At 58.4% G+C, this 24,491-nt stretch carries 21 protein-coding genes, 1 tRNA gene and 2 pseudogenes; 8 read left to right on the forward strand and 16 right to left on the reverse strand.

The genetic code is table 11. The features are described from left to right. Positions 1–90: 90 nt before the first annotated feature. The 3 genes from dusA to CKW13_RS05930 form a co-directional block, all read right to left on the reverse strand. Positions 91–1,101, reverse strand: coding sequence for a tRNA dihydrouridine(20/20a) synthase DusA (gene dusA, locus CKW13_RS05915; protein WP_095107659.1), 1,011 nt, complete (start codon positions 1,099–1,101; stop codon positions 91–93). Between the two features lie 573 nt (positions 1,102–1,674). Further along, a complete protein-coding gene (locus CKW13_RS05925; RefSeq protein ID WP_095107661.1) occupies positions 1,675–2,052 on the reverse strand; it encodes a hypothetical protein in 378 nt (125 codons plus the stop codon). Positions 2,053–2,054: 2 nt separating this feature from the next. Next, positions 2,055–3,506, reverse strand: coding sequence for a PAAR domain-containing protein (locus CKW13_RS05930; protein WP_095107662.1), 1,452 nt, complete (start codon positions 3,504–3,506; stop codon positions 2,055–2,057). A gap of 237 nt (positions 3,507–3,743) precedes the next feature. Between CKW13_RS05930 and CKW13_RS05935 the strand changes: the two are divergent. Next, positions 3,744–4,062, forward strand: a pseudogene (locus CKW13_RS05935) (DUF4113 domain-containing protein); the annotation flags it as partial. Between the two features lie 149 nt (positions 4,063–4,211). Here the strand turns inward: CKW13_RS05935 and CKW13_RS05940 are convergent. Together CKW13_RS05940 and CKW13_RS05945 are read right to left on the reverse strand one after the other, a co-directional pair. Then, positions 4,212–4,832, reverse strand: a complete 621-nt coding sequence (locus tag CKW13_RS05940; protein ID WP_095107663.1) for a hypothetical protein — start codon at positions 4,830–4,832, stop codon at positions 4,212–4,214. 722 nt (positions 4,833–5,554) lie between these two features. After that, on the reverse strand, positions 5,555–6,073 hold the full coding sequence (locus tag CKW13_RS05945; protein WP_095107729.1) for an RNA polymerase factor sigma-70: 519 nt from the start codon (positions 6,071–6,073) through the stop codon (positions 5,555–5,557). Positions 6,074–6,171: 98 nt separating this feature from the next. On the opposite strand from CKW13_RS05945, the gene CKW13_RS05950 reads away from it, so the two are divergent. The 4 genes from CKW13_RS05950 (at position 6,172) to CKW13_RS05965 (ending at position 11,152) form a co-directional block, all read left to right on the forward strand. Beyond that, positions 6,172–7,242 (forward strand): FecR family protein, encoded by a 1,071-nt coding sequence (locus tag CKW13_RS05950; RefSeq protein WP_256576512.1) that lies wholly within the window; start codon positions 6,172–6,174, stop codon positions 7,240–7,242. Between the two features lie 98 nt (positions 7,243–7,340). Beyond that, positions 7,341–9,719 carry a TonB-dependent siderophore receptor gene (locus CKW13_RS05955; RefSeq protein WP_095107665.1) on the forward strand — a complete coding sequence of 793 codons (2,379 nt, stop codon included), beginning with the start codon at positions 7,341–7,343 and terminating at the stop codon, positions 9,717–9,719. A 93-nt stretch (positions 9,720–9,812) separates the two neighbouring features. Further along, positions 9,813–10,964 carry a PepSY domain-containing protein gene (locus CKW13_RS05960; RefSeq protein WP_095107666.1) on the forward strand — a complete coding sequence of 384 codons (1,152 nt, stop codon included), beginning with the start codon at positions 9,813–9,815 and terminating at the stop codon, positions 10,962–10,964. Then, positions 10,961–11,152: a hypothetical protein gene (locus tag CKW13_RS05965; RefSeq protein WP_095107667.1), complete on the forward strand. Its 192-nt coding sequence runs from the start codon at positions 10,961–10,963 to the stop codon at positions 11,150–11,152. The genes CKW13_RS05960 and CKW13_RS05965 overlap by 4 nt, the downstream gene beginning before the upstream one ends. A gap of 169 nt (positions 11,153–11,321) precedes the next feature. Here CKW13_RS05965 and CKW13_RS05970 read toward each other — a convergent pair. The 6 genes and pseudogenes from CKW13_RS05970 to CKW13_RS05995 form a co-directional block, all read right to left on the reverse strand. Beyond that, a pseudogene (locus tag CKW13_RS05970) lies at positions 11,322–11,942 on the reverse strand (tyrosine-type recombinase/integrase). An 87-nt stretch (positions 11,943–12,029) separates the two neighbouring features. Further along, complete coding sequence (gene chrA, locus CKW13_RS05975; protein WP_095107668.1) at positions 12,030–13,235, reverse strand: chromate efflux transporter; 1,206 nt, start codon at positions 13,233–13,235, stop codon at positions 12,030–12,032. A 368-nt stretch (positions 13,236–13,603) separates the two neighbouring features. Then, positions 13,604–14,476: a class I SAM-dependent methyltransferase gene (locus tag CKW13_RS05980; RefSeq protein ID WP_095107669.1), complete on the reverse strand. Its 873-nt coding sequence runs from the start codon at positions 14,474–14,476 to the stop codon at positions 13,604–13,606. A 65-nt stretch (positions 14,477–14,541) separates the two neighbouring features. Continuing rightward, positions 14,542–15,387, reverse strand: a complete 846-nt coding sequence (locus tag CKW13_RS05985) for an alpha/beta fold hydrolase (protein WP_095107670.1) — start codon at positions 15,385–15,387, stop codon at positions 14,542–14,544. 169 nt (positions 15,388–15,556) lie between these two features. Further along, positions 15,557–15,934, reverse strand: coding sequence for an antibiotic biosynthesis monooxygenase (locus CKW13_RS05990; protein ID WP_095107730.1), 378 nt, complete (start codon positions 15,932–15,934; stop codon positions 15,557–15,559). 56 nt (positions 15,935–15,990) lie between these two features. Continuing rightward, complete coding sequence (locus CKW13_RS05995; protein ID WP_095107671.1) at positions 15,991–16,884, reverse strand: NAD(P)/FAD-dependent oxidoreductase; 894 nt, start codon at positions 16,882–16,884, stop codon at positions 15,991–15,993. Positions 16,885–16,990: 106 nt separating this feature from the next. Between CKW13_RS05995 and CKW13_RS06000 the strand changes: the two genes are divergently transcribed. Then, positions 16,991–17,620 carry a TetR/AcrR family transcriptional regulator gene (locus CKW13_RS06000; RefSeq protein WP_095107672.1) on the forward strand — a complete coding sequence of 210 codons (630 nt, stop codon included), beginning with the start codon at positions 16,991–16,993 and terminating at the stop codon, positions 17,618–17,620. A gap of 186 nt (positions 17,621–17,806) precedes the next feature. On the opposite strand, the gene CKW13_RS06005 is transcribed toward CKW13_RS06000, so the two are convergent. The 4 genes from CKW13_RS06005 to CKW13_RS06020 form a co-directional block, all read right to left on the reverse strand. Then, entirely contained in the window at positions 17,807–18,328 is a 522-nt protein-coding gene (locus CKW13_RS06005; RefSeq protein WP_095107673.1) for a hypothetical protein, read from the reverse strand. Continuing rightward, on the reverse strand, positions 18,325–19,374 hold the full coding sequence (locus CKW13_RS06010; RefSeq protein ID WP_095107674.1) for a DnaB-like helicase C-terminal domain-containing protein: 1,050 nt from the start codon (positions 19,372–19,374) through the stop codon (positions 18,325–18,327). Before CKW13_RS06010 ends, CKW13_RS06005 begins: the two co-directional genes overlap by 4 nt. After that, a complete protein-coding gene (locus tag CKW13_RS06015) occupies positions 19,371–20,258 on the reverse strand; it encodes a ParA family protein (RefSeq protein ID WP_095107675.1) in 888 nt (295 codons plus the stop codon). Before CKW13_RS06015 ends, CKW13_RS06010 begins: the two co-directional genes overlap by 4 nt. A gap of 87 nt (positions 20,259–20,345) precedes the next feature. After that, a tRNA-Asn gene (locus tag CKW13_RS06020) sits at positions 20,346–20,421 on the reverse strand. Positions 20,422–20,667: 246 nt separating this feature from the next. On the opposite strand from CKW13_RS06020, the gene CKW13_RS06025 reads away from it, so the two are divergent. After that, positions 20,668–20,901 carry a hypothetical protein gene (locus tag CKW13_RS06025; RefSeq protein WP_095107676.1) on the forward strand — a complete coding sequence of 78 codons (234 nt, stop codon included), beginning with the start codon at positions 20,668–20,670 and terminating at the stop codon, positions 20,899–20,901. A gap of 57 nt (positions 20,902–20,958) precedes the next feature. Here CKW13_RS06025 and CKW13_RS06030 read toward each other — a convergent pair whose 3' ends face one another. Then, entirely contained in the window at positions 20,959–22,155 is a 1,197-nt protein-coding gene (locus CKW13_RS06030; RefSeq protein ID WP_095107677.1) for an amino acid aminotransferase, read from the reverse strand. A 314-nt stretch (positions 22,156–22,469) separates the two neighbouring features. Between CKW13_RS06030 and uvrB the strand changes: the two genes are divergently transcribed. Then, the gene (gene uvrB, locus CKW13_RS06035; protein WP_095107678.1) at positions 22,470–24,485 is read left to right on the forward strand and encodes an excinuclease ABC subunit UvrB; all 2,016 of its coding nucleotides are present in this window, start codon (positions 22,470–22,472) and stop codon (positions 24,483–24,485) included. Positions 24,486–24,491: the final 6 nt, after the last annotated feature.

A 24,491-nucleotide genomic window follows, 5' to 3' on the forward strand; every position in this document is an offset into this window, starting at 1 on the left:
CGCCATCACGGTCGCCAGGGCCGTGGCGCCATGAAGCCATCCTGACGGATTCGATGCTCAATCGCGCCGCAGGTTCAATACCGGTGCAGCCTAGCGGCCTTCGAGCAACTGCGCCGCCTGGTCCAGCAAAACCAGAGGCTCCTTCGCCTTATGGATGTCCACCGACAGCAACTGGCGGAACCGCCGCGCCCCGGGGAACCCAGTGCCCAGGCCCAGCACATGGCGAGTGATATGGTGCATGGCCCCGCCAGCCTCCAGATGCGCCGCTATATAAGGACGCAACTGCGCCAACGCCTGTGCCCGGGAAACCACCGGTGCCGTGCTGCCGAACAATTGCTGGTCCACCTCGGCCAGCAAATAGGGGTTGTGATACGCCTCGCGGCCGAGCATCACACCGTCGAAGCGCTGCAGGTGCTCATGGCAGGCCTCCAGCGTCTTGATCCCGCCATTGAGAATGATCTCCAGCTCAGGGAAATCAGCCTTCAACTGCGCCGCCACCTCATAACGCAGAGGCGGGATATCACGGTTTTCCTTGGGCGACAGCCCTTCCAGAATCGCAATCCGCGCATGCACAGTAAAACTGGTACAGCCGGCATCCCGCACCTGGCCGACGAAATCATGCAACTGTTCATAGCTGTCGCGGCCGTTGATACCAATGCGATGCTTGACCGTCACCGGAATCGACACCGCGTCGCGCATCGCCTTCACACAATCAGCCACCAACGCCGGGTGCGCCATCAGGCACGCGCCGATCATATTGTTCTGCACCCGATCACTGGGGCAGCCCACATTCAAGTTCACCTCGTCATAACCCGCCGCCTGCGCCATCCGCGCACACGCCGCCAAATCCCCCGGCACACTGCCGCCTAACTGCAGGGCTAACGGATGCTCAGCCTCGTCATGGCGCAAAAACCGCTCATGATCGCCATTAAGCAACGCGCCCGTGGTGACCATTTCGGTGTAGAGCAGGGCGTTTTTGGATAAAAGGCGCAGGAAAAATCTGCAATGACGATCGGTCCAATCCATCATCGGGGCAACGCTAAAGCGTCTGGACAGCTCGGGCCTTGTGTTTGCTGCTCTGGAACGGGGTTCTTGTGCCATTTTGCTCTACGTCTTTACAGCATGTTTTGGGGCGTTTTCAGGCGGTGTCAGCCATATCGCCCGGGTTCGGACTAAACGCGACGGGTTGCAAGTCTACCAAGAGAGCTAGGGCTTCGCCCGCGCAAGACCGAAGTCAGTGGTGAGTTGGTGATAATGAACTGGGAGCCGGCGGCGTTGGGGGGGGGCTGATGATCCTGGATACGGGTCTGATCTGCTTGCTATGTGATTTTGGTAGAGCGTTACTGTGGTCACGCAAACGAAGGACAAAACCGATGGAAACGGCTGACCAATACATGAGTGTTTTCCCCTCTGAAGTACTTGCCGCAGTGGCTCGCGGGGAAGTGGATCTGAACGAATTGGCCAGGGTTGTATTGGCTGGCCGGGGCCTGGATCAGCAGGCGAGGTGGGTGGGTTTTAAAGAGGCTACTCGGCTTCAGGAACACGGATACTAACCTGAAGATTGTAATGGTATGTGCAAGAGCAGAGGATCTGCTCTTGGCAGTGAGTTAAGGGGGCGGGAAGTTCTGAGAGGGCGTTAAAACCAGTCACTGTAGGTGACTGGTTTTGTACTCTTCAATTTGTCCAGTTCATATATTGTCCTATGCCCCAAGTCACAAACATAAAAGCCACGCTGAACGCCAAAAAACCGTACTGGCGGGTGATTGTTTTCTTTAGTTTTTTGGGGAAGTTTTCAATGTCGCTGAGATCGGCTCCGCCATCTCTCAAGTAGAGTTTTGGAGCCGTCAAAATGCCAGAGACAGCTCCCATCATAAACAGTCGTCCGAATGGATCATTTCCCATTAGTGGTCTTCTGATTTGAATGGCGCGGCAGTTTGAAAGGTGTTTTAGGATTTCATCCATCTTTGTGTAGCTGGTGTGCAGCCAAAAACCCAAAGATAAAAATACGGATATGAACATAAGTGTCAGGCTATAGAAGTATAAGTTAGGCAAGGTCACTGGCTCATTAAGTAAAGTTGTTCGCCATAAGTTTCGCCGACAGCTTCTCCAATCTTTCCCCCTGCTAGCGAAGCGCCGCCTACGACGACAAGCCCACAGATAATACCGCCGACAACAAATGTTCCTGCGCCAATTGCTGCACATAGGGTGGTAGATGCTGCACCGGAAACCAATGCACCGGCTATTGCTCCGCCTGCCAATCCTCCTGTGAATTTTCCGCTTTCTGTGAATTTCACCTTTTGACAGTCCTTCTCCCGACCCACCTCACAAGCCTCCTGAACTTTCAGCACCGACGCGGATGCCCCCAGCCCAATGCCAATCCAGCCGCCTGCATTTATGTATTTACTGGCCTTGGCGACGCCATCAATGTGGGTGGAATACCCCGGAATACTTCCCGGTGCCCCTGCTTTGCTCCAATGGTGCACCAGGCTACGGCTAGAGATGCCCAAGGCGTTTTTCAGCTTGGGGTGATCGGGTATCCCTACACCCTTGCGCACAAGCGGGCCAAGGCTATTGTCCAGTTGAGACATTAAAAGTTCTCGGTGCGCAAAGAACTCGGACGTTTGCAATTTTCCATGTTGTTGGAAAGTTCTCTGATGCAGTGCCTCTAATTCCGTCAAGGTCAATTTCAAGTTGTCCAAGTGCTTTGAAAACATGACCTCTCCAATGCCGATGGCCGTTGCTCCCTCGGATAGAAAGTGTTCAATCTCGTCGTGATGGCGCGCCATAAAAGTCGACTCATCATCACTTAGCGGCTCCAGGGCATTGTTAACTCTCTGCGCAGCCTCCATCAGTAGCGATTCTTCTCGGGTGCACTGGAAGTTCTGTGGGTCACTCAATACAACCATTTGGCCGGGCTTGGCGAAGTTCGACAGATGGGGGTTCAGCGTGCGGAACTTAGCCAATACTGCGGCATTGGGGTGTGGGAACAGAAGCGCCTCTAACTCTGCTCGAGGCATTGGGTTTTGCACGATGTGGAAGCCTGGTTCCGCAGCTTCAGTCGGTGTTGCAGTGGGTGTTTTGGACGCTGATGTAGCGCCCGCAAACCTTTGGGGCGGCAGCTCTCGAATCAAGTCGCCCTGGTAATCGCCGGCGTTCATGGCCTGTGTCCAACTGCGCGACGCCTCCTGGGCCTGGGCGGCATGTTGCGGGGCGATAGCCGTGAGGCTTTCCTCCACGCTCATCCTGCTTTGCGTCGCCAGCAGTCGGTTGCTACCCAGAGGGCAGCCGCATTGCACGACATGCCCTTCGCTCGCCACCGCCAGCCCGCCAACCGTAAAGGAGTCATGCCCCTCAGCGATGTAACCCACGGTCTTACATCGTGGGCACGTCACCAGATCGCCAACCCTGGCGACCGGGGGACCGTACAGGGTCGTGGATGCCGCTGAAAAAACCACTTTCCCGCCAGTGGTGGTCGGGTCTCCCTCTCTGACAACGTAGTACTCCATGGCAAATCCTTGTTATTGGAATGAGCCAAAAAGGCTAACAAACAGGGTGCTTTCAGTAATGTCGGACGCTTCCCGATTGCGCTGCTTAAAAGACCTACAGTTTTTGGAGGTGAGCGCAGATGTTCTCCTACGCAGCTGAGAACTTAAGGGCACAGCCAGTCGGCGCAGCGATAAGGTGCGGTGGTAGGAATACGTTGGTGGTGCGGGGGGCTTGCTTGAAGCCATGCCACATGGATGATCAGCCTGCTGACGATGGCGGCAGTGGGTGCGCTTGATCGCATCTTTTAGGCCAGGCTTCAACTACAGCAAGGCGGAGGTGATGCTCATGGATCTCCGGCAGCCAGGTGAGTACACCGACGATCTGTTTGCGAGATCGCAGCCGGGAGAGTCGACGCGGGTCATGGCTGTGCTGGATCAGATCAATGAGCGTTGGGGCACGGGAACGCTTCGATCCGCGAGTGTGCCAGGCAACCCTGAGGGGGGTATGCAGCGGGAGATGATGAGTCAGAGTTATGCCACGAAGCTTGACCCGCTTTGGGCTGTGACCTGTAAGTAACTCCTGTCAGCTGTTGCGAGTAGCTGTTTTCGGCCAAAAGCGGTCTTGAGCCGAGCCGCCGGGGCGTCTCGGCCCTTCGGGCATTCATCCTTCACACCTACGGGCTTCGGCACGCGCGCACCGCTTGCTAGGGAGCGCACCACTCCTCGTTAATCTGTAACCTGCGGGCAAGGGTTAAAAACCTCGGTTACGTCGAGTGTTGTATGCCACGGGATGGCAGTGCCTGGCACCATTCCGCCTACGGTTTGCTGTCGGCCCGACTTGCGCACATATCCGCCATCCGTCCCAGTGAAGACGTGCTGCCCTGGCTTCGTCAGATAATCAAAGAAACTGAGTTTCACAGGCACATTCATTTGCCCGCCCGGTGTAATGACGGCGAGCATGATCGCGCGGTCTTTGGTGAATACAAAGAACGGTTCGACTCCAGTGCGACCACCAACTGTCTTCACGCACTGCACTTGTTCTGGGAGGATGCGTGCGGTTTCAGTGTAGGTGTGGTTGTTGTAGAGGCTAAGGATCAGGCCTTTGCTGGTCAACACTCCCAGGCCTTGAGTAACTCTGCAGATGCCTTCGCTTCCATATGGGGACAAGCACCAGTTCGTTTCCGACACGGCTTGAATATCCGATGGTGCAATTTTCAGATCGCGCTGGATTTGGGCTTTTGATTCCGGCGTGTCGTAAGGGATCATCACGCATCCACCGACTGTCACTGCTGCGATGAGGCCTATGGCCGCAGCTACGTTTTGAACTGATGATTTGAAGGTGTTCATTGTTCGCTCTCCTTGCTGTATTGCCACCACTGGAAGGCTGCGGCGATTTTGGTAGCGAACCTTACGGCATGGGCGGCAAGCGGTCATCCTCGTGCTGATAGCTGGATCGGTAGATGACTTGACTGGACGCTTACAGTCAGCATGCAGGTAGCCTGGAAAACTGATTTTTTCAACACAATCGGCCGCTTTCAGCCGGTCGTGGATGGAAGAAACCGACCCAATGCGGCCGTTTCCTAACACCCAGGCACTCATTCCCAGTCAGCGGAGCAAATGGTCGGATGATCATTAATCGCGGTGGCCATGCGTCATTATCGGGGCACAACAATAGGAACGAATATCGGTGTCGGCGGAGCCGGTGGCATCATCATTCCATCGCTTTTCACCACATTCATTCTGGCCAATAGCAGCCATTCATGGACGACTTTTATCGACCGAGGCTGTGTAAAAACACTTTCGTGCAGATACAGCAATCAAAATCGGCGCGAAAACCACGTTCCTACGCAAAATCCAGGTCTGCTGACCAACCGAACGTCTGCAGATTTAACCTAGAAGCGAGGCCTTCAAAACGGCGCCTGCGTTTTTACACAGCCTCGACCTTTAGCTGCCGGTCAGCACAGGCATAGTCCGGCAGTAGCGTCGTTAAGGAAAGTTCGTTTCTGAGGATAGGCAGGTGTTGCAATCGTCTCAGGTTGGCGGCGTTTTGCTGCCAAAGTTAAATGGCGTTAAAGCGCTTTCTGCCGACAGTGCAGCAGGGCCTCGCTTATCATGGCATGGACCAATGAGGGAGAAACGCCGAGGATCTTTGCGATTTCATTCTGTTTCATGCCGTGGATGCGGCACATTTCGAACGCATACCGGGTGCGTTCCGGCAAATCGGACAATGCGTCGGAAACCCTTTCCAGTACTTGTTGATCCGACACCAATGCTTCCGGTGTATCCGCCTGCGGGCCGGACATTTCGCTGCTGTCATCTTCGTGGACGATCCAGCGCTCCTCGAACTGACGGCGACGGTAATGGTCGATGGACAGGTTGCGCACGATGCGCGTGAGGTATGAGGCTTGCGACTTGATCAGCCCACTGGTGTCAGCCCCACCCATTTTCAGAAACGCTTCATGGACAATGTCTTCGGCCTGGCTGCGACATCCGGTAATTCGTGCCGCGAGTCCAATCAAGCGCTGACGTCGCTCAAAGAACACCTCAAGCAATTGGGTATCGCTCCCCGCCGTATTAGGCTTTTGCATGATGCACCTGAATTGTTTTAGGAATCTGCCAGCGAGGGTCGTGAATTTATTCTTATTAAGAATTATTTGCAATCACTGCCCGAAGTCGTTCAGCCTGAGTGCCATCAATTAACGCCGAGGTTAATTTCAACGGCGTGCTGGAACTGAGCCAAAACCGCAGGACATGGAGTAAGCTTGCCGAAATTTTCCTTCTGCCAGTCAAGATGACCAATTTTCCCTGCCCGCAGAAAACCACTAGCGAAATAGCTGCCGACTGGTGTGTGCGACTGCATTTCAGTGAGTGCACGGACGCTGATCGCGCCGAGTTCCGGTGCTGGTATGATGCGGACCCTGCCCATGCGCTCGAGTACACGAAAATGTGCCGAGTATGGGAGGTGAGCGAACAATTGCCGACCAGCCTCGATGTCGACAGATCGGGGCGCTCGCGTTGGAGCCAGCCATTATTCTGGATGGCGCGTGCGGCGGTGGTGTTGGCGGCGGTGGGGGGCGTCTGGGGTACAGGCTGGTCAGCGGGTCTGCTGCCTGGCAGTGTTCGCTATTTCACCGCGCAGGAAGTCCGTCGACAAGTTGAGTTGCCTGATCACAGTCAAGTGCAACTCAATCAGCGTACTGGGCTTGTCTACCTCGGTTTTCGCGATCAACGCCAGGTACTGCTACGTGATGGCGAGGCTTTTTTTGATGTGGAGCACGATCTTGAAAAGCCGTTCGTGATTCGTGCTGAAAACGCCACTATCAGAGTCACCGGTACTCATTTCAATGTCTGGACCGGACAAGAGCTGACCACGGTTACCGTCACCCAGGGCTCGGTGCTGGCTTCGAGCGACAAAGGCAGCCCGGATAACAATCAGGGCACGGTGCTCACCGCCGGCATGCAGGCAGCATTCAGCCCTGGTCATCTGGCGCAATTGGCTCGCATCGATCCCGCCAGGGCCGCTGCCTGGCGCGATGGCAAGCTGATGCTCGATGGGGTCAGCCTGCGCGAAGCGCTGCCCCAGATCAACCGCTACCTTGACGTACCGTTGAAGCTGGCGAGCAGCGAGGTCGGTGACCTGCGCATCGGCGGCACCTACAACATCAGCGAGCTTGACCAACTGGTCGTCGGGCTGCCGAAGATACTCCCGGTAAAGTTGCGCCACAGCGATGAGGCGACCCTGTTGTTCAGTCGCTGAAACCTGCCCACTGGATTTCTTTTTCGTGATTTCCTGAACAAATCACACGCTCATTCGTCGATCCGGCATGCCCTTAACATCAAGCTACCGGAACCATTATGAGCGCCTATCCACTGAATCGACCCGCCCTGCAACTGCGCTGCTGCATTGCCGCCGCCATTCTGGGCCTCACATTGGTGACAGCGGTACCGGCAATGGCCGAGCCGGCCCGAGTTAACATCCCTTCGCAGGCGCTGTCGTCGGCGCTTTCCGATCTGGCCAGGCAGACCAACCTGCAGATCATCTACAGTGAGGACACGGTGTCCGGGATTCGAAGTCGTGACGTCGCCGGAGAGATGGAGCCGGAGGCTGCACTTCGCCAGTTGCTGGGCGGGTCAACAATTGTCTACCAGATCGAAGGTAATCATGTGACCTTGCAGGGTCGCAGTGACGACTCGACGATGGCATTACCTGTCACCAGCATCGTCGGTCAGGCCTACAGTTCTGTAAGTCCTGACGACGGCTATATCGCCAAGCGCGCCTCTGCTGGCACCAAGACCGACACGCCTCTGGTTGAAACGCCATACTCGGTTTCTGTGGTTACCCGTGAGCAAATTAAAGCCCAGCAGCCCAAGACCATCGCCCAAGCCCTGCGTTATACGCCGGGCGTCAATGCCGAAATCTCCGGTCCTCAGTTCGTTACCGACCAGTTGACCATTCGCGGTTTTCAGCAGGGCACCGGACGCATGTTGCGTGATGGAACGCGCACCTTCTTGCCCGAGTTTCTCGGCTGGGACGCCCCCGAACCTTATGGCCTGGAACGAATTGAAGTGCTGCGCGGTGCCAGTTCGGTACTTTACGGAGCTTCCGATCCAGGTGGACAGATCAATCTGGTGACAAAGCGCCCGACGATCGAGCCACTGCATGAAGTGCAGTTGCAAATGGGCAACCACAACTATCAGCAGGGCGCCTTTGATCTGGGGGATGCACTGGACGAGGAGGGCATCTGGAGTTACAGGCTGACTGGCCTGTTCCGGGAAGCCGATGCCCAGACCGACCACATTACTAACCGTCGTCAGTACATCGCCCCAGCCATCAGCTACCGTCCCAGCGACAACACCGAGCTGACGTTCCTGGGCGAGTACCAGAAGCAGACCGGCAACTTCGCCAACCTGCTGCCGGCCGATGGCACTGTGTTTCGCGACCCTCGTGGACGCCTGGACCGCGACACCTACGTGGGCGACACCGCGTCTGACTTCATGACCAACGAAAAGACTTCTCTGGGCTACGTGTTCGAACATCAATTCAACGAAGTCTGGACGGCGCGACAGAACGTGCGTTACAGCGACTATCGCCAAGCCAGTTCCGAGATCGCCATTTTCGGGCCAGCGGGCGACCAGTACTCGCGCTACAACGATCAGCGCAAGGGCGACGGTCATCTGTTCACTATGGACAACCAGATACAGGCCAACTTCGCCACGGGCCCGCTCGAACACACGCTGTTGACCGGCGTCGACTACAACAACGGCAAGTTTGATCAGGAGCAATCGCTGAACTTCATCTTGGAAAGCTTCGACGTGTTCAATCCGGTCAACGGGCAGCCATTGACCTTCGTTCCGTTCAGCGCCGCCAGCTACGAACAGAAAATGTCGCAAACCGGTGTCTACCTGCAGGATCAGTTTAAAGTTGACAAGTGGGTGTTCCTCCTGGGCGGTCGCTACGATTGGGCCAGCAACCAGAAGGACGACCGCGCTCCGCAAACCCAGAAGGATGAGAAGTTCAGCGGTCGCGCCGGTATTGTCTACCTCTTCGACAATGGCCTGGCTCCCTATGCCAGCTACAGCGAATCGTTCCTGCCGGTCATGGGCTTTACCGCTAACAATTCGCAACTTAATCCGGAAATCGGCAAACAATACGAAGTGGGCCTCAAGTACGAACCGCCAGGGACCAACAGCCTCTACACCATTGCCTGGTTCGACCTCACCAAACAGAACGCCACCGAGAACGTTGGCGGCTTCTCCCGCCAGGAAGGTGAGGTTCGTTCCAAAGGTGTGGAGTTCGAGGCCAAGACCGAAATCACCCAGGGTTTCAATCTGATCGGCAGTTACACCTGGAATGATGTTGAAGTCACTCAATCGGAAACCGGCAACAAGGGTAATACGCCGTTTCGGGTGCCAGAGCACATGGCGTCGCTGTGGGGTGATTACATCGTCCAAAGTGGCTCGCTGGCTGGCTTGCGTCTGGGTGCTGGCGCCCGTTACGTGGGCAGCACATTCGGCGATTCGGCCAACAGTTTCAAAGTGGACAGCTATTCCGTGGTCGACGCACTGGTCAGCTATCAACTCGGCAAGGTCGATGCTTCGCTGGAGGGCGTAGAAGTGTCGTTGAACGCCACGAACCTGTTCGACGAAGAGTACGTGGCCGGTTGCTTCAGCACCGTGGGCTGCCAGTACGGACAGCAACGTACTGTCTACGGCACGGTGAGTTACAACTGGTAAGTCCGGGCTGGCCAGATACAGTTTTTTGTACCTGGTCGCCGGCCGTGTCCGGCAACTCTCGGCAAGCGTGGATCTACAGGAAAAGTACCGAACATGACCGCCCGATTCTTGCGCAACTGGTATCTGGTGCATAAATGGACCAGTCTGATCGCCACCCTCTTTTTGTTGTTGCTGTGCCTGACGGGGTTGCCGCTGATCTTTCATGAAGAGATCGAGCACTACTTCGAACCGCACCCGGAACTGCGTCCGCTGACTGCCGAAGCGCCACGAATCGACTACGACAAGGTGACTGCCAGTGCCTTGGCAGCACGGCCAGGCGAAGTCGTGCGCTTCGTCGGTTTCGACCCGCAAGATCCGCTAGGCATGGTGATCACTGCAACAAGCCTGGTGCCTCCTCCGCTTGACGGTCACTCTCAGCCGTTCGATACGCGCACCGGGGAGCTGTTCCCGCCGGAGCCGCCGGATAATGGTTTCATGAACCTGATGCTGCGCCTGCATACCGATTTGTTCGTCGGGCTGCCCGGTTATCTGTTCCTCGGATTCATGGGGCTACTGCTTGTAGCGTCGCTGGTTTCCGGTGTGGTGGTGTACACGCCGTTCATGCGCAAGCTGGACTTCGCCACCGTGCGCAGCGGGCGTAGTGAACGACTGAAATGGCTGGACCTGCATAATGTGCTCGGTATCGTCACGCTGGCTTGGGTGGTGGTGGTTGGCATTACCGGCGTGATCAATACCCTGGCGCTGCCCATACAAGGCATGTGGCAGACGGGCCAGCTGGCGGATATGACTGCGCCCTATAAAGACGCACCACCACTGGAAAGCCTCGGTTCCTTGCACAAGGCGCTGGAATCCGCTCGAAACGCGGCGCCTGACATGGAACCGAGTTTCGTGGCGTTTCCGGGTACTCAATTCAGCAGCAAGCATCATTACGCGGTGTTCATGCGCGGTACCACGCCACTCACCGCGCGCCTGCTCAAGCCGGCCCTGGTGGACGCGCGAACGAGCGAGCTGACTGACATGCGCGAGATGCCCTTGTATGTGAAAACCTTGCTGGTCTCGCAACCCCTGCACTTTGGCGATTATGGCGGCTTGCCACTGAAGATCATCTGGGCACTGCTCGACGTGATTACCATCGTCGTCCTGGGCAGCGGTCTGTACCTCTGGTTGGGCCGACGCAAAGTAACATTGGAAAAGCGCCTTGCTGACCTGAATGCCAATGGCGTGGGAATGGAGGGCAGGGCATGAGGCGCGGCCTATGGATGATATTTCGTTGGCCGCTGTTGCTGGCTCTGCTGAGCTTTCTCGGGCTGTTTTCGGCACTCATCGGCGATGAGTTCTACGATCTGCTGTCGTGGCTCAGCCTCGGCGTGCCATTGCTGCTGGTCGGGGTGGTGTGGATACGCATGCGTCATGTAAATCGGCCACGTTCGTGATCGTACTCGGCGCTCTGCTGGGAGAGCGGGGGCGGAACAGCCATTACTTTTTTGTTTTCCCACTGAGGACGGTGCGCCTCTGTTCAGGGCCCGATGGATTCAGGCTTGGCCTGACTGTCGGGTTCTGGCCGGTTAGCGACGGTCTGACTTCGACCGTCGCTATACATGGTCAAACCTCAGTCTGTTCCGCCATTTCCAGGGCGTCATCGACCTCAATTCCCAGGTATCGCACAGTGCTCTCCAGCTTCGTATGGCCGAGCAGCAACTGAACCGCAGGCAGGTTCTTCGTCCTGCGATAGATCAGTGATGCTTTCGTACGTCTCATTGTGTGTGTGCCATACATCGCTGGATCAAGGCCTACGGCTTTCACCCAGCCTTTGACGATACGAGCGTATTGACGAGTAGATAGATGGTCTTAAGTATGCAGCCGGCTAGGAAAAAGGCAGTCCTCGCTGTGTAGCTGGGCCCGCTGTATCCAGGCCGCGAGGGCAGACCGTGTTTGCTCAGTGATCTCAAACTGCACAGGCCGCTGCGTTTTCTGCTGCATCACCATGGCTCGTGATGATACGTGCTCGCCATGAGCGACATCGCGCACGCGGAGCTTGGTTAAGTCGCAGGCTCGAAGCTTGCTGTCGATGGCCAGATCGAAGAGAGCCAGATCTCGGGTTCTTTCCGCCATTTGAAGCCTTACTCGGATGGCCCAGATATCGCTCAGTCGGAGTGGGGGTTTCTGCCCGACCAATTTTCCTTTGTTCCAGGGCTGACGGCTGCAGGTAGCGATGATGTTCACGACAAGTCCTCCACGTGGTGAAGGACAAGGATGACTAATCAGAGCAACGGTCGCTAACCGGCCAATTGCGGACATCAGCGGTTAGCCTCACAGAGCTATATTCAACAGCCCGCCCAGGACGCCGCTGCCGAGTACAACCAGCCACGGCGGCAACTTCCAGAACATCAACGCAACTAGTGCCACGAGGGCCAGACCAAAGTCCTGTGGGGCGTGAATCGCACTCGTCCATACCGGCTGATACAGAGCGGCAAGCAACAGACCCACCACAGCCGCATTGATGCCCAGCAGTGCCGCTTGGGTGCCGCTGTTCCGGCGCAGACGCTCCCAGAACGGCAAGGCGCCCACCACTAGCAGGAAAGCAGGCGCGAAAATCGCCAGCAGGCAAATCAGGCCTCCAAGCCAACCGCTGGGCGCCTGGTTCATCGAGGCGCCGAGAAATGCTGCGAAGGTGAATAGCGGCCCCGGGACGGTCTGAGCTGCGCCATAGCCTGCCAAGAATGCATCGTTGTCGACCCATCCAGAAGGCACGACTTCAGCCTGCAATAGCGGCAGCACCACATGTCCGCCACCGAAGACCAGCGAGCCGGTACGGTAGAAAACGTCCACCATCGACAGCACCTGACTTGGGAACAACTTTGCCAGGAGCGGCAGCCCGAGCAGAAAGGCAAAGAACAGGGCCAGCCAGAATAGGCCAGCGCGACGCCGGATGCTAATGGGCAGTGGATCATGGGATTCGTCCGGCTGGGGCTTGAACAGCAACAGGCCAATGATCGCGGCAATAAAAATGACTCCCACTTGCCCTAAGGCGGACGGCATGAGCAGCACGAAGCAGGTCGCTGCCACCATGATGGATATACGCGGCGCGTCGGGGCACAAATTTCGCGCCATACCCCATACCGCCTGTGCGACCACCGCCACCGCTACCACCTTCAAACCGTGCAGCACACCAGTGGGCACGGCATCGCCATAGCTGGCGATGCCCAGAGCGAAGAGGATCAGGGCAGTCGCGGAAGGTAAGGTGAATCCCAGCCACGCAGCCAGTGCGCCGCCATAGCCTGAGCGAGACAGCCCAAGCGCGATGCCAACCTGACTGCTAGCAGGCCCCGGTAGAAACTGGCAAAGGGCGACCAAATCCGCATAACTGCGCTCGCTTAGCCACTGGCGACGCACAACGAATTCATCCCGGAAGTACCCCAAGTGAGCGACTGGGCCACCGAAAGAAGTCAGGCCCAATCGCAGAAAGATTAAGAAAACAGTCCAGTGGCTACGGTCAGCCTGGAGCGTATCGGTCATGTTCGTTTGATCCATCATTGGCAAATTCACCAAACGATAATCGAAAATCGTAACGGAATATGATGAGTCTAGCTGCGCAACCTGATGATGCAGAGGCCTACTGAACCTTGCCGCCTAGCGGGTTGAGCCCAACCGCATCAACCGCGGAGAGAAAGCTCCAATAGCTCATCAGCGTTGACAAGTGACCGCTTCTGGCCGGGAGACGCCTGTCACGACAGGCAGGAACCGGCCAGAAGCGGACGTAGGCAAGCGACAGCTACCTGCCAAAAAAGCGGACGGTATCACTTTTGCCAGGGACGGATCACCAAACCAAGGGACATCAATCTAAGTTGCCCTGCTCTACTGAGCATGGGAGGGCGTCATCCCTGCTAACAGGCGCTGGCTGCCGGATTACATGCCATGACGATCCACGCCGCGCCGTCGATCATCACCGACCGCTCGCCGGGGAGGCCGGCGAAAGCGGCGCGAACCGCCGCTGAAGCTTGGGCGCGGATGTCATCGCTTTGATGCGCGAGCACAAGCGACAGCGGGCCGCCCTCGAACGCCATCCTCACCGCGTCGTCGATAGCCGCATCCCGAGTCTCGCCTTCACCGAACGGGATGGAAACATCGAACGGCGCAAAATTGATATCGGTAAAGCCAGCGGCCGTCAGGATACGCGTCACGCGTCCTCGGTCACCGAACGAGAATGGTCCAGGTGCTTCAGGATCAGGCGGTGCGGCCAGCGGGACGATGCCCCTGATCGCGCCCATTGGCAGCTGTACCCAATCGTTCTCGGCCACGCCGCGCCAGCAGATGAAAGCGACCCGCCCGCCCGGTCGGAGCGCGTGTCGCATATGGGCAAATGCCCCTGTCGGATCGTCGAAGAACATCACCCCGAAACGCGAGAAAAGGATGTCAAACGCGCCCTCGGGCAGCTCGGCGTTACTGGCGTCGGCCACCTGGAACAGGACCGGCGTATCCTGCGGCGCAAGCTCGCGGGCTCTTCCAATTAGCGGTTCGGATATGTCTACGCCCAGCACATGTCCGCCCGCACCGACGCGTGCGGCCAGAGCCAGACTCGACGCGCCCGCGCCGCAACCGACGTCAAGCACGCGTTCGCCGGCGGCGGGCGCCGCGGCTTCTATCGCGGCCTGGCCAAATACCGCAAACATGGCGTCGAGCCGGGCCTGATTGGCGGCCCAGTACTCTCCACTTTCGCCATTCCAATCGGCGACCTGATAGGCTTTTTGCTCTGTCATGACATCTCCTCGTTTTGTTTCGTTTTAAACAGCTAGCCGTTGATCGGGGCAAAGAGGATAGGACGCTACTTGGCCCATGCCGCGATCCGTTCCGCGATCGCTTCAGGGGCCTCGATGTGCAGGAAGTGACCGACGCCGGGGACGACTTCCATCGCGTGCGGGGCGGCGAACCGATGTCTGTCTTCGACATGCGCGGGGAGGATGCAGCCGTCGTTGGCACCGTGAAGCTGCAACAGGGGCACCGTGATCGGCTGAGACATGCGGCGCGTCGCACCAATCATGCCGGGGCGCAGCATCGCCCGGTAATACTTTAGGGGCGCGGGCATGCTCTTGTGCAGATGCTCGTGTAGCTCTGCCTTGAGAGCGGGATCGAGCGAGAAGCCGGGCGACCATTGACGCCAGAGGCGGTCGATGAAGGCAAGATCGCGGGCGGTGGCGATCCAGCCGCTTCCAGGCAGTTGAAAGAGCCCCATGTACGAGCTCCGGCGCAGCTGAGCGAGGTGCGTCAGCCGGCTCATGAACGTGAGTGGATGAGGGATTGCGAGCGCAACCGCGCGTTCGATCCGCTGCGGTGCGGTGACGCAGGCATCATAGGTGATCAGGGCGCCCCAATCATGGCCAATCAAATCCACTCGGCGCCCCGGAGACCAGCGGTCGATCAGCGCGAGCACGTCGCTGGTGAGGGCTGCGAAGTCGAACGGCCCCGCAGTCGGGGACGGCGCGTAACCGCGAAGCCAAGGTGCGACGACGTGGCGGCCACGGCGGCCGAGCTCGGCAAGGAAAGGCTTCGCGGTCGGCGGATGATCTGGGAAGCCGTGCAAGACGATCGTCGGTTGACCATCGGGATCCCCCCCCTTCAGCGCATGAAAGGTGCCGTGTGGCAGGTCGAAAGTAGCGTGTTCGAACTCCATGTGTGTCAGCCTTTTTCAAAATTGGTCGGGCGAGACATCCTGATGCTGGCTTCGGTGTTACTGATCTTGGACATGTGCGCCTCCATGCTCATCTCCAATCTGTGCTCTCAAGCCGGCATCAACTGCTGGGCGAAAATACCGGCAATCGCGCCTTGCCATATTTCCGGAGTCAGGCTGTGCAAAAACCGGGGACGGCGACCTTCTGGAACAGGTGCGGGGTGGCTACGACGGATGACGGATAGGCCGAAACCTTCGCGACGAATTCGGGACGGGCGAAGGCCTCGCGGAGCGTCTCGGTGGACTCCCACACCACATAGTTCAGGAAGGTCGGGCTATCACCGATCGCTCGGTGCAGTTGGGTAGAGATGAAGCCCGGCTGCTTCTTCAGGGTTTCGCCTGCCGCCTTGAAGGCGTCCAGGAAGCCCACTTCGTCGGCGGAACCGACCGTGAATATGTTGATAAGTACGATTGGCGAGGCCGAGATGCTGAGTTGGCGCTCAAGCGGGAATTTATCGTCTAGAGGCTTGAATTTCTTTAGGACTTCCATGGTGGTGCTCGCGTCTATTGTGAAATTGAAATTGCCGTGATCGATGCTGCTTGCTCTCAAACCAGCATCGACTGCTGGGCGAAGATGCCCGCCATCGCGCCTTGCCATGAAGCCGTGCTGACAGAAGCCATGAGAGGGTTGGCGAGATCTCCGGCAGCGTAGACGCCGGGCACACTGGTTTCGCGGCGCTCGTCGACCTTGAGGGCGATGCCCAGGGGCGTATCGACCGTGGCGAGGCCCAGTGATTCATGCAGACGTGCGGACGGCTTGTTGCGCGGATGCGCGAACAGGATCTCGACCGCAACAGAGGGGCCGGCGTCGAGCCTGACAGTGGTGTTGTGGCTCTCGTCATGGTCGATTTCGGTGATCCGGCCATCGACGACAGGGATGCCGCGGCGTGCCAGATCGGCCAGGATGTCGGGTGGAATGTCTTGACCATTGGCGAAGACTGTCAGTGTGTCGGTCCAGTCGTGGTATAGCCTGACGTAGTTGTGCGAGGGCGGGCCGGACCAGACGAGGCCCCAATGCCGGCCCGCAACTTCAAAGCCGTCGCAATAGGGGCAGGGCACGATGGAGGTTCCCCAGCCTTCGGCAAAGCCGGGAAGTTCAGGCATCTGGTCGACGACGCCATAACTCAGGATCAGGCGGCGCGCCGTGAGGCTTTCGCCATCGCCAGTGAGAATGGAGAAATCGTCAATGCTGCCGGAGATACTTTCGGCCCGGGCAGTGACAAGGCTGATCGTAGGGTAGCGCGCCAACTGTTGCCGCGCTTCGGCCAGAATCTCCAGCGGTGGCTTGTGATCGTGGCCAAGCAAACCATGCGAGTGGTCGGCAAAGCGATTACGTGGAAGGCCGGTATCGAGAACGGTGACTTTTCGGCGGGCACGACCAAGCTGGAGAGCTGCGGCAAGACCCGCAAAACTGCCGCCGATAATGATGACGTCGTTCATGGTGATAGGCTCCGCGTTGTGGCTGAAGGGACTTGGGTTTTACTGTTTGGATACTTTCGAGTACCATAATCCCTAAATTACGATACCGTCAAGTACTGGAATTTTTATGACCGAAATCAGCCAGACCAGGCGCGGCCGGCCAGCCAACGAGGCACTCAGCCAATCGATCGTCGACGCCGCCGGCGAACTTTTTGTGGAGTTGGGATTTCAAGCGACAACAATGGACAAGGTCGCCCAGCGGGCAAAAATATCCAAGCTAAGCATTTACCGACACTTCGAGAACAAGGAGGCGCTGTTCAGCGCGGCCATTGCGGCCCATTGCCATCAGTTTGCACCACGGTCCATTGTTGAAGGCATCGACGGTTCGGCTGCAGATCAGCTGATGGCGGTGGGGACATTCCTGCTGCGCACGTTGTTGAGTCCGGAAGTGCGCAGTGTTGAAGCCATGATCATGGTCGACAAGGCGAAGCAAAAGTCGTTGAGCAAGCTCCATTACGAAGCAGGCCCCGCCTATGTCACTGCCCAGATCGAGGCCCTGTTGCGTCAGTTGCACGCGGAGGCGATGCTAAATGTGCCAGACCCTTTGGAGTCTGCCCGGTTGTTCGCCGCGCTTATCAAAGGGTCCGATCTTCTGATGATCGCCCGCTTCGATGAGGCGAAGGCAAAGGACAACAATGAAGTCGAATCCTATTGCCGGTCGGCCGTCGCAATGTTCATCGCAGCGCACGGTGCTTAGTGTTTGATTTGAACGCCTGATGTCGGTCGTCGGCTGGACATCACAAATGGCAGATTTCGGCCAAAAGCAGCCGTTGGTGGGCGGCTGCTGTCGACCCAATGCGGCCGTTTCCTAACACCCAGGCACTCATTCCCAGTCAGCGGAGCCAATGGTCGGATGATCATTAATCGCGGTGGCCATGCGTCATTATCGGGGCACAACAATAGGAACGAATATCGGTGTCGGCGGAGCCGGTGGCATCATCATTCCATCGCTTTTCACCACATTCACTCCACCCGTCTTGATGGTTTCGTACACTCGCTCCGTCGCCGCCGTGTCGTGATAGCCACCGTCATCGATCATCACGCTCAATGCGCTTTGGCGGCGCCCTTCTATAAGTTGCACTTGGTTAGTCCGGAAGTACGAATCCAAGGCGACCTTACTCAGGGTCGACAGATTGATCCGTAGGAGTTCTGTGTACTTCAGCGCCGAAGCGTCCCAGCCCTGCACATAGATTTCTTCTTGGGTCAGAGCGAAGGTGCAGAAGTGGTAGGCACCAGTGGTAGAACCTGGGGTAGAGATTAGTAACGAACAGCGACCGTGTTGCAGGATCGGACCCTTGATATCCGGAAAGTCTTTGCTGACTTGAGTCGTAAACTGCGCTCGGTCGTAGTAGATGGTTGCCCTGTCCAGGGGGGTAGTGTTGCAACCGGACGCCAGAACAGTCACGCACTATCAGTGCTCGGCTGGCTTGATGCGAGAGTTCTGTAAATCGTGCGCTTACATGTGCTGCGCATGGGTGGGAAACGCCTGAGGTAGTCAACCATGATTAACCGCGGCATCCCAAAGCGGCGGGCGGCGCGGCGCACCTTGGAGCGCAGTTCGCAAGGGGTGAGGCTGGCCGTCTCATCAATGACCAGGCGATCACCGTAATTATTGATGCGGGCCACCGCCGCCATGATCCGTGGCCAATCATCGTCTTCCAATTGGCCACGCATCAGGTTGGCGAGATTGAGCTTGCCCAGGATTGCGATCAGCCGGAAAACCAGGGCATGAGCCGGCATCTCCTGGCTGTATATCTGCACGCTATTGCCGGGTTTTTGCTGGAGGACGGCATCCACCACGCTCAGGGCCAGGCTGGTTTTACCCATGGAAGGCCTGGCCGCGATGACGATCAGGTCGGCGTCCTGAAAGCCCCCGGTCACTTGGTCCATCGCATTCAGGCCGCTGGGTACACCGGTGATGCTGTCGCCTTCGTTGAAGTGGAAATCAATCCGCTCGACCACTTCCATCAGCTTGTGCTTGAGGTTGACGAAGTCGTTGTGTGGGTTGCTCTGCCCCAAGGCGAATAGCCTTTGCTCCATGCGGTCCTGAACTTCAGCGCTTTTGGCCTGGTTGGAAGAGGCCTCGCGGCTGCACTCATAACCCAGGGTGACCAAGCGCCTTAAATGGGCGCGTTCGCGGACGATCTCTGCGTACGTCGTAATGTTGGCGACGGATGGGGTGTTCTTGGCCAGCTCCCCGAGGTAAGCCAGCCCTCCGACTTCCTCTGGAGTGTTCAGCGACTCCAGCACGGTTACGACATCTATGGGGCAGTTGCGGCAAGCCAACTGCTCCATGGCCTGAAATATCAGGCGATGTTCACGGCGGAAAAAGTCTTCGGCCGCGAGATTTTCTGAAACAAGATCCCAGGCGGCGTTATCGAGCATTAACCCGCCGATGACCCCTTGTTCGGCCTCGATCGAATGAGGTGCAAGCCAATCAGCTACGGTCATTTGCTGGCTCCTTCCATGGTTGAGGGCCTGATCGAGGCGGGGTGGCGAAGGCTCAGTTGTTCTTCGGTGAGGGCCTCGAATTTCACGCGCCACTCAGGAAAAAGTTCCAGGCAGAGCGCCTTGATGACCTTGAACGCAGTAGGCGCCTGGCGGTTGGAAGGGACCCTGTATTCCAGGCGATGGGCGGGGATGCCCTCTGTGGCGGCACGGCGGAAACTCACCGCAGCAGGCAGAGTGGTGTGGCGCATGCGCGCTTGGGGGTGGTCGGCGAAGGTTTCGGCCAGGGACTGGTGAATCAGGCGCGCGTCGCGGGTGGCGTCGAGTTTGTTGATGACGACGTTCAAGGGCGGGGTGCGGGCGCCCAGGGCCGCGAGGGGCTGGAGGTCGCGATAGAGCTGGAGCATGCCGCGATGAAATTCCCGGGCGGTGAGCATGTCCGGCGTGATGGGGGAAATGGCCATGTCGGCGCTCAGGAGGGCCATTTCCAGCAGGATCGAGCGGGCGCCCTGGGTGTCGATCAGCACCAGGTCGAAGTCCGCGGCGAAGGCGGGCATCAGGTTTTTCAGGCGCAGGCGCCCGTCTGCGGCGTGCAGGAGCAGGGTGCCGAGTTGGTTGAAGGGGTCGTTGGAGTGAATCAGGGAGAGGTTGGGGATACAGGTCTGGGAGAGGATCTGTTCGTACCGCGTCTCGTTGTGGGCAATCAGCTCGAAGACGCCGCCCGGGGCTTCGTGGGCCAGGGCATAAAACGACGACAGCGAGGGTTGGTTGTCCAGGTCGATGAGCAAGGTGCGAAGACCTGAGTCGGCGCAGAACGCGCCAAGGCTGGCAGTGACCGTGGTTTTACCGGGTCCGCCTTTGGTGGAGAGTACAGCTGCGATGTTCATGGCACGGGTCTCTGGGGGTAAAGATTGAGAGACGGCCTTTGATGTCACGATGCGCGGATGACTGGGTTCGGTCACCTGGCAGAAAGATGGCTCCACGACCTGGACTCGAACCAGGGACCCAGTGATTAACAGTCACTTGCTCTACCAACTGAGCTATCGCGGAATGCGCCGTATGTTACTGATTGAAAAGGACAAGTCAAGCGTGAAGTGAGTTTTTTGTGAATTCCGTTCGGTGTTCTGATGGGCGGCTGGAAGGCTTTATCCGCGGTTGCCGGTTACCAGAACCGCGCCACAGGTCTACCATGGCGCCCCGGCGGTGGTTTCACGCGCGGTCGGCCTCCAGTCGCAAAGGTAAACGTGCCATGACCTTATTTATCTCTTCCATCGCCTGTGTGTCGCGGGTGACGCCATGAGTATCGAGCAGATCAGCCTGCCCAAGGGCGTTGGTCCCCATGCTGGCAAGTTATTCGACGCTATTACCCAGGCCAGCAATGCCGAGGATTTGAACCGCGCCGGCGGCAAGGCCGAAGGTTTTGTGTTGGGGCTGGAAAGCACCAAGGCGATCAAGAGCCAGGTTGCCGAGGCGCTGTACGTTGCCTTCGATGACGCGGCGAGTGCGCGGGCTGCGCAGTTGGCGGGCTGAAACCCACAAAAACGGGGGAAGCCGATTGGCTTCTCCCTTTTTTGTGGTGCTTGCGGTTTAGATCACTTGGACGATGGCGTCGGTGACGACTTCGATGTTGTTCTGGTTCAGCGCGGCGACGCAGATGCGGCCGGTGTCCAGAGCGTAGATGCCGAAGTCGGTGCGCAGGCGCACGGCTTGCTCAACGGTCAGGCCGGAGTAGGAGAACATGCCGCGCTGGCGGCCGACGAAGCTGAAGTCGCGGCCTGGGGCCTTTTTCGCCAGCAGCTCGACCATTTGCTGGCGCATGCCACGGATGCGCAGGCGCATTTCGGCCAGTTCCTGCTCCCACTGCGCGCGCAGCTCTGGGCTGTTGAGCACGGCGGCGACGATGGTCGCGCCATGGGTTGGCGGGTTGGAGTAGTTGGTGCGGATCACGCGTTTGACCTGGGACAGCACGCGCGCGCTTTCTTCCTTCGATTCGCTGATGATCGACAGCGCGCCCACGCGCTCGCCGTACAGCGAGAAGGATTTGGAGAAGGAGCTGGAGACGAAGAAGGTCAGCCCCGACTCGGCGAACAGGCGCACGGCGGCGGCGTCTTCTTCGATGCCATCGCCAAAACCCTGGTAGGCCATGTCCAGGAACGGGATCAGTTTGTTCGCCTTGACCACGTCCAGCACGTTGTTCCAGTCCGCCGGGCTCAGGTCGACGCCGGTCGGGTTGTGGCAGCAGGCGTGCAGCACGACGATGGAACCGGCGGGCAGGGCGCTGAGGTCTTCGATCAGGCCGGCGCGGTTGACGTCATGGGTAGCGGCGTCGTAGTAGCGATAGTTCTGCACCGGGAAACCGGCAGTCTCGAACAGCGCGCGGTGGTTTTCCCAGCTCGGGTCGCTGATGGCGACGACGGCGTCGGGGCGCAGTTGCTTGAGGAAGTCGGCACCGATTTTCAGTGCGCCGGTGCCGCCGATGGCCTGGGTGGTGATGACCCGGCCTGCGCTGATGAGCGGCGAGTCAGCGCCGAACAGCAGCTTTTGCACAGCCTGGTCATAGGCGGCGATGCCATCGATGGGCAGGTAGCCGCGGGCGGCATGTTGAGCGACGCGGATCGTCTCGGCTTCGGCAACGGCACGCAAGAGTGGAATTTTCCCCTCCTCGTTGCAGTACACACCGACCCCCAGGTTCACCTTGTGGGTACGGGTATCGGCGTTGAATGCTTCGTTGAGGCCCAGGATTGGATCGCGTGGTGCCATTTCGACAGCGGAGAACAGGCTCATTTTTGCGGCGGCTCTGAATGGAAGAGGAGGGACGTGTAGCGCTCCAGCCGAATGCACTAGAGCGGTGCACAAACGGGGAGCAAGTATAGAGGCCATCTGGCGCCGCTGCGACAGGCGATTGGCCTTTTGCCGGAAGAATTTCGCTTTATTTTTCGACCTTTAGTCGGGTTGCCAGATCAAAGCCTTTGCGCTGTGTAGGACGTTTGCCTTGAAAACCGCAGTATTTGGCGCAACATCTAGTCTTTCCCGACCGCTTCAGGTCGCACTCATGGTTGCCCGGCCGCGCCTCGCAACCATGAATACGAGGTTCATGCATGTCTGATTTCCAGCTCGTCACCCGTTTCCAGCCCGCTGGCGATCAGCCAGAAGCCATTCGCCTGATGGTTGAGGGTATCGAGGCCGGGTTGGCGCACCAGACCCTGCTCGGCGTGACTGGCTCGGGCAAGACCTTCAGCATCGCCAACGTCATCGCCCAGGTGAACCGCCCGACGTTGGTGCTGGCGCCGAACAAAACCCTGGCGGCCCAGCTCTACGGCGAGTTCAAGGCGTTTTTCCCGAACAACGCGGTGGAGTACTTCGTTTCCTACTACGACTACTACCAACCCGAAGCCTATGTGCCTTCGTCCGACACCTTTATCGAGAAGGACGCTTCGGTTAACGACCACATCGAGCAGATGCGCCTGTCCGCGACCAAGGCGTTGTTGGAGCGCAAGGACACCATCATCGTTACCACGGTGTCGTGCATCTATGGCCTGGGCAGCCCGGAAACCTACCTGAAAATGGTCCTGCATGTGGACCGTGGCGACAAACTCGACCAGCGCGCCTTGCTGCGCCGCCTCGCCGACTTGCAATACACCCGCAATGACATGGACTTTGCCCGCGCTACCTTCCGGGTGCGCGGTGATGTGATCGATATCTACCCGGCGGAATCGGACTTGGAGGCGATTCGCATCGAACTGTTCGATGACGAGGTGGAAAGTATCAGCGCTTTCGATCCGTTGACCGGCGAAGTCATCCGCCGCTTGCCGCGCTTCACCTTCTACCCCAAGAGCCACTACGTTACCCCGCGGGAAACCTTGCTCGGGGCCGTTGAGGGAATCAAGGTCGAGCTCCAGGAGCGCCTCGACTACCTGCGCTCGAACAACAAACTGGTGGAGGCCCAGCGCCTGGAGCAGCGCACTCGTTTCGACCTGGAGATGATCCTGGAACTGGGCTATTGCAACGGCATCGAGAACTACTCGCGCTACCTCTCGGGCCGTGACTGCGGGGCTGCGCCGCCCACGCTCTTCGACTATCTACCTGCCGATGCCCTGTTGGTGATCGACGAATCCCACGTCAGCGTGCCCCAGGTCGGCGCCATGTATAAAGGCGACCGTTCGCGTAAGGAAACCCTGGTGGAATACGGCTTCCGCTTGCCTTCGGCGCTGGACAACCGGCCCATGCGCTTCGACGAATGGGAGAACATCAGCCCGCAGACGATTTTCGTCTCCGCCACACCGGGCAACTACGAGGCTGAGCACGCCGGCCGGGTGATCGAACAACTGGTGCGGCCCACTGGCCTGGTGGACCCGCAGATCGAAATCCGCCCGGCGCTGACCCAGGTCGACGACCTGCTCTCGGAAATTTCCAAGCGCGTAGCCCTCGAAGAGCGCGTGCTGGTGACGACCCTGACCAAGCGCATGTCCGAAGACCTCACCGATTACCTCGCCGACCACGGTGTGCGTGTGCGCTACCTGCACTCGGACATCGACACGGTGGAGCGGGTGGAGATCATCCGCGACCTGCGCCTGGGCGCTTTCGATGTGCTGGTGGGGATCAACCTGCTGCGCGAAGGCCTGGACATGCCGGAAGTGTCTCTGGTGGCGATTCTCGATGCCGACAAGGAAGGTTTCCTACGCTCCGAGCGTTCGCTGATCCAGACCATCGGCCGCGCGGCACGTAACCTCAACGGCCGGGCGATTCTCTACGCAGACCGCATCACCGGCTCCATGGAGCGGGCGATCGGCGAAACCGAGCGCCGTCGCGAGAAGCAGATTGCCTTCAACCTGGCCAACGGCATTACCCCAAAAGGCGTGTTCAAGGACGTGGCCGACATCATGGAAGGCGCCACTGTGCCGGGCTCGCGCAGCAAGAAGCGCAAAGGCATGGCCAAGGCCGCCGAGGAAAGTGCGCGCTACGAGGCTGAACTGCGTTCGCCGAGCGAAATCACCAAGCGCATCCGCCAACTGGAGGAAAAGATGTACCAGTTGGCCCGCGACCTGGAGTTCGAGGCCGCTGCGCAAATGCGCGACGAAATCGGCAAATTGCGCGAGCGGCTGTTGGCGGTTTGATCTTCT

It is taken from the genome of Pseudomonas sp. Irchel 3E20 (genome assembly GCF_900187645.1).
In the GTDB taxonomy this organism is placed as follows: domain Bacteria; phylum Pseudomonadota; class Gammaproteobacteria; order Pseudomonadales; family Pseudomonadaceae; genus Aquipseudomonas.

Coding starts and splice junctions, on each gene's coding strand:
- CKW13_RS05930 (WP_095107662.1), bottom strand. CDS start 3,506: ATGGAGTACTACGTTGTCAGAGAGGGAGACCCGACCACCACTGGCGGG.
- dusA (WP_095107659.1), bottom strand. CDS start 1,101: ATGGCACAAGAACCCCGTTCCAGAGCAGCAAACACAAGGCCCGAGCTG.
- CKW13_RS05940 (WP_095107663.1), bottom strand. CDS start 4,832: ATGAACACCTTCAAATCATCAGTTCAAAACGTAGCTGCGGCCATAGGC.
- uvrB (WP_095107678.1), top strand. CDS start 22,470: ATGTCTGATTTCCAGCTCGTCACCCGTTTCCAGCCCGCTGGCGATCAG.
- CKW13_RS05980 (WP_095107669.1), bottom strand. CDS start 14,476: ATGACAGAGCAAAAAGCCTATCAGGTCGCCGATTGGAATGGCGAAAGT.
- CKW13_RS05965 (WP_095107667.1), top strand. CDS start 10,961: ATGAGGCGCGGCCTATGGATGATATTTCGTTGGCCGCTGTTGCTGGCT.
- CKW13_RS06000 (WP_095107672.1), top strand. CDS start 16,991: ATGACCGAAATCAGCCAGACCAGGCGCGGCCGGCCAGCCAACGAGGCA.
- CKW13_RS05990 (WP_095107730.1), bottom strand. CDS start 15,934: ATGGAAGTCCTAAAGAAATTCAAGCCTCTAGACGATAAATTCCCGCTT.
- chrA (WP_095107668.1), bottom strand. CDS start 13,235: ATGACCGATACGCTCCAGGCTGACCGTAGCCACTGGACTGTTTTCTTA.
- CKW13_RS05985 (WP_095107670.1), bottom strand. CDS start 15,387: ATGGAGTTCGAACACGCTACTTTCGACCTGCCACACGGCACCTTTCAT.
- CKW13_RS06015 (WP_095107675.1), bottom strand. CDS start 20,258: ATGAACATCGCAGCTGTACTCTCCACCAAAGGCGGACCCGGTAAAACC.
- CKW13_RS05995 (WP_095107671.1), bottom strand. CDS start 16,884: ATGAACGACGTCATCATTATCGGCGGCAGTTTTGCGGGTCTTGCCGCA.
- CKW13_RS06025 (WP_095107676.1), top strand. CDS start 20,668: ATGAGTATCGAGCAGATCAGCCTGCCCAAGGGCGTTGGTCCCCATGCT.
- CKW13_RS05945 (WP_095107729.1), bottom strand. CDS start 6,073: ATGCAAAAGCCTAATACGGCGGGGAGCGATACCCAATTGCTTGAGGTG.
- CKW13_RS05955 (WP_095107665.1), top strand. CDS start 7,341: ATGAGCGCCTATCCACTGAATCGACCCGCCCTGCAACTGCGCTGCTGC.
- CKW13_RS06030 (WP_095107677.1), bottom strand. CDS start 22,155: ATGAGCCTGTTCTCCGCTGTCGAAATGGCACCACGCGATCCAATCCTG.
- CKW13_RS06010 (WP_095107674.1), bottom strand. CDS start 19,374: ATGACCGTAGCTGATTGGCTTGCACCTCATTCGATCGAGGCCGAACAA.
- CKW13_RS05960 (WP_095107666.1), top strand. CDS start 9,813: ATGACCGCCCGATTCTTGCGCAACTGGTATCTGGTGCATAAATGGACC.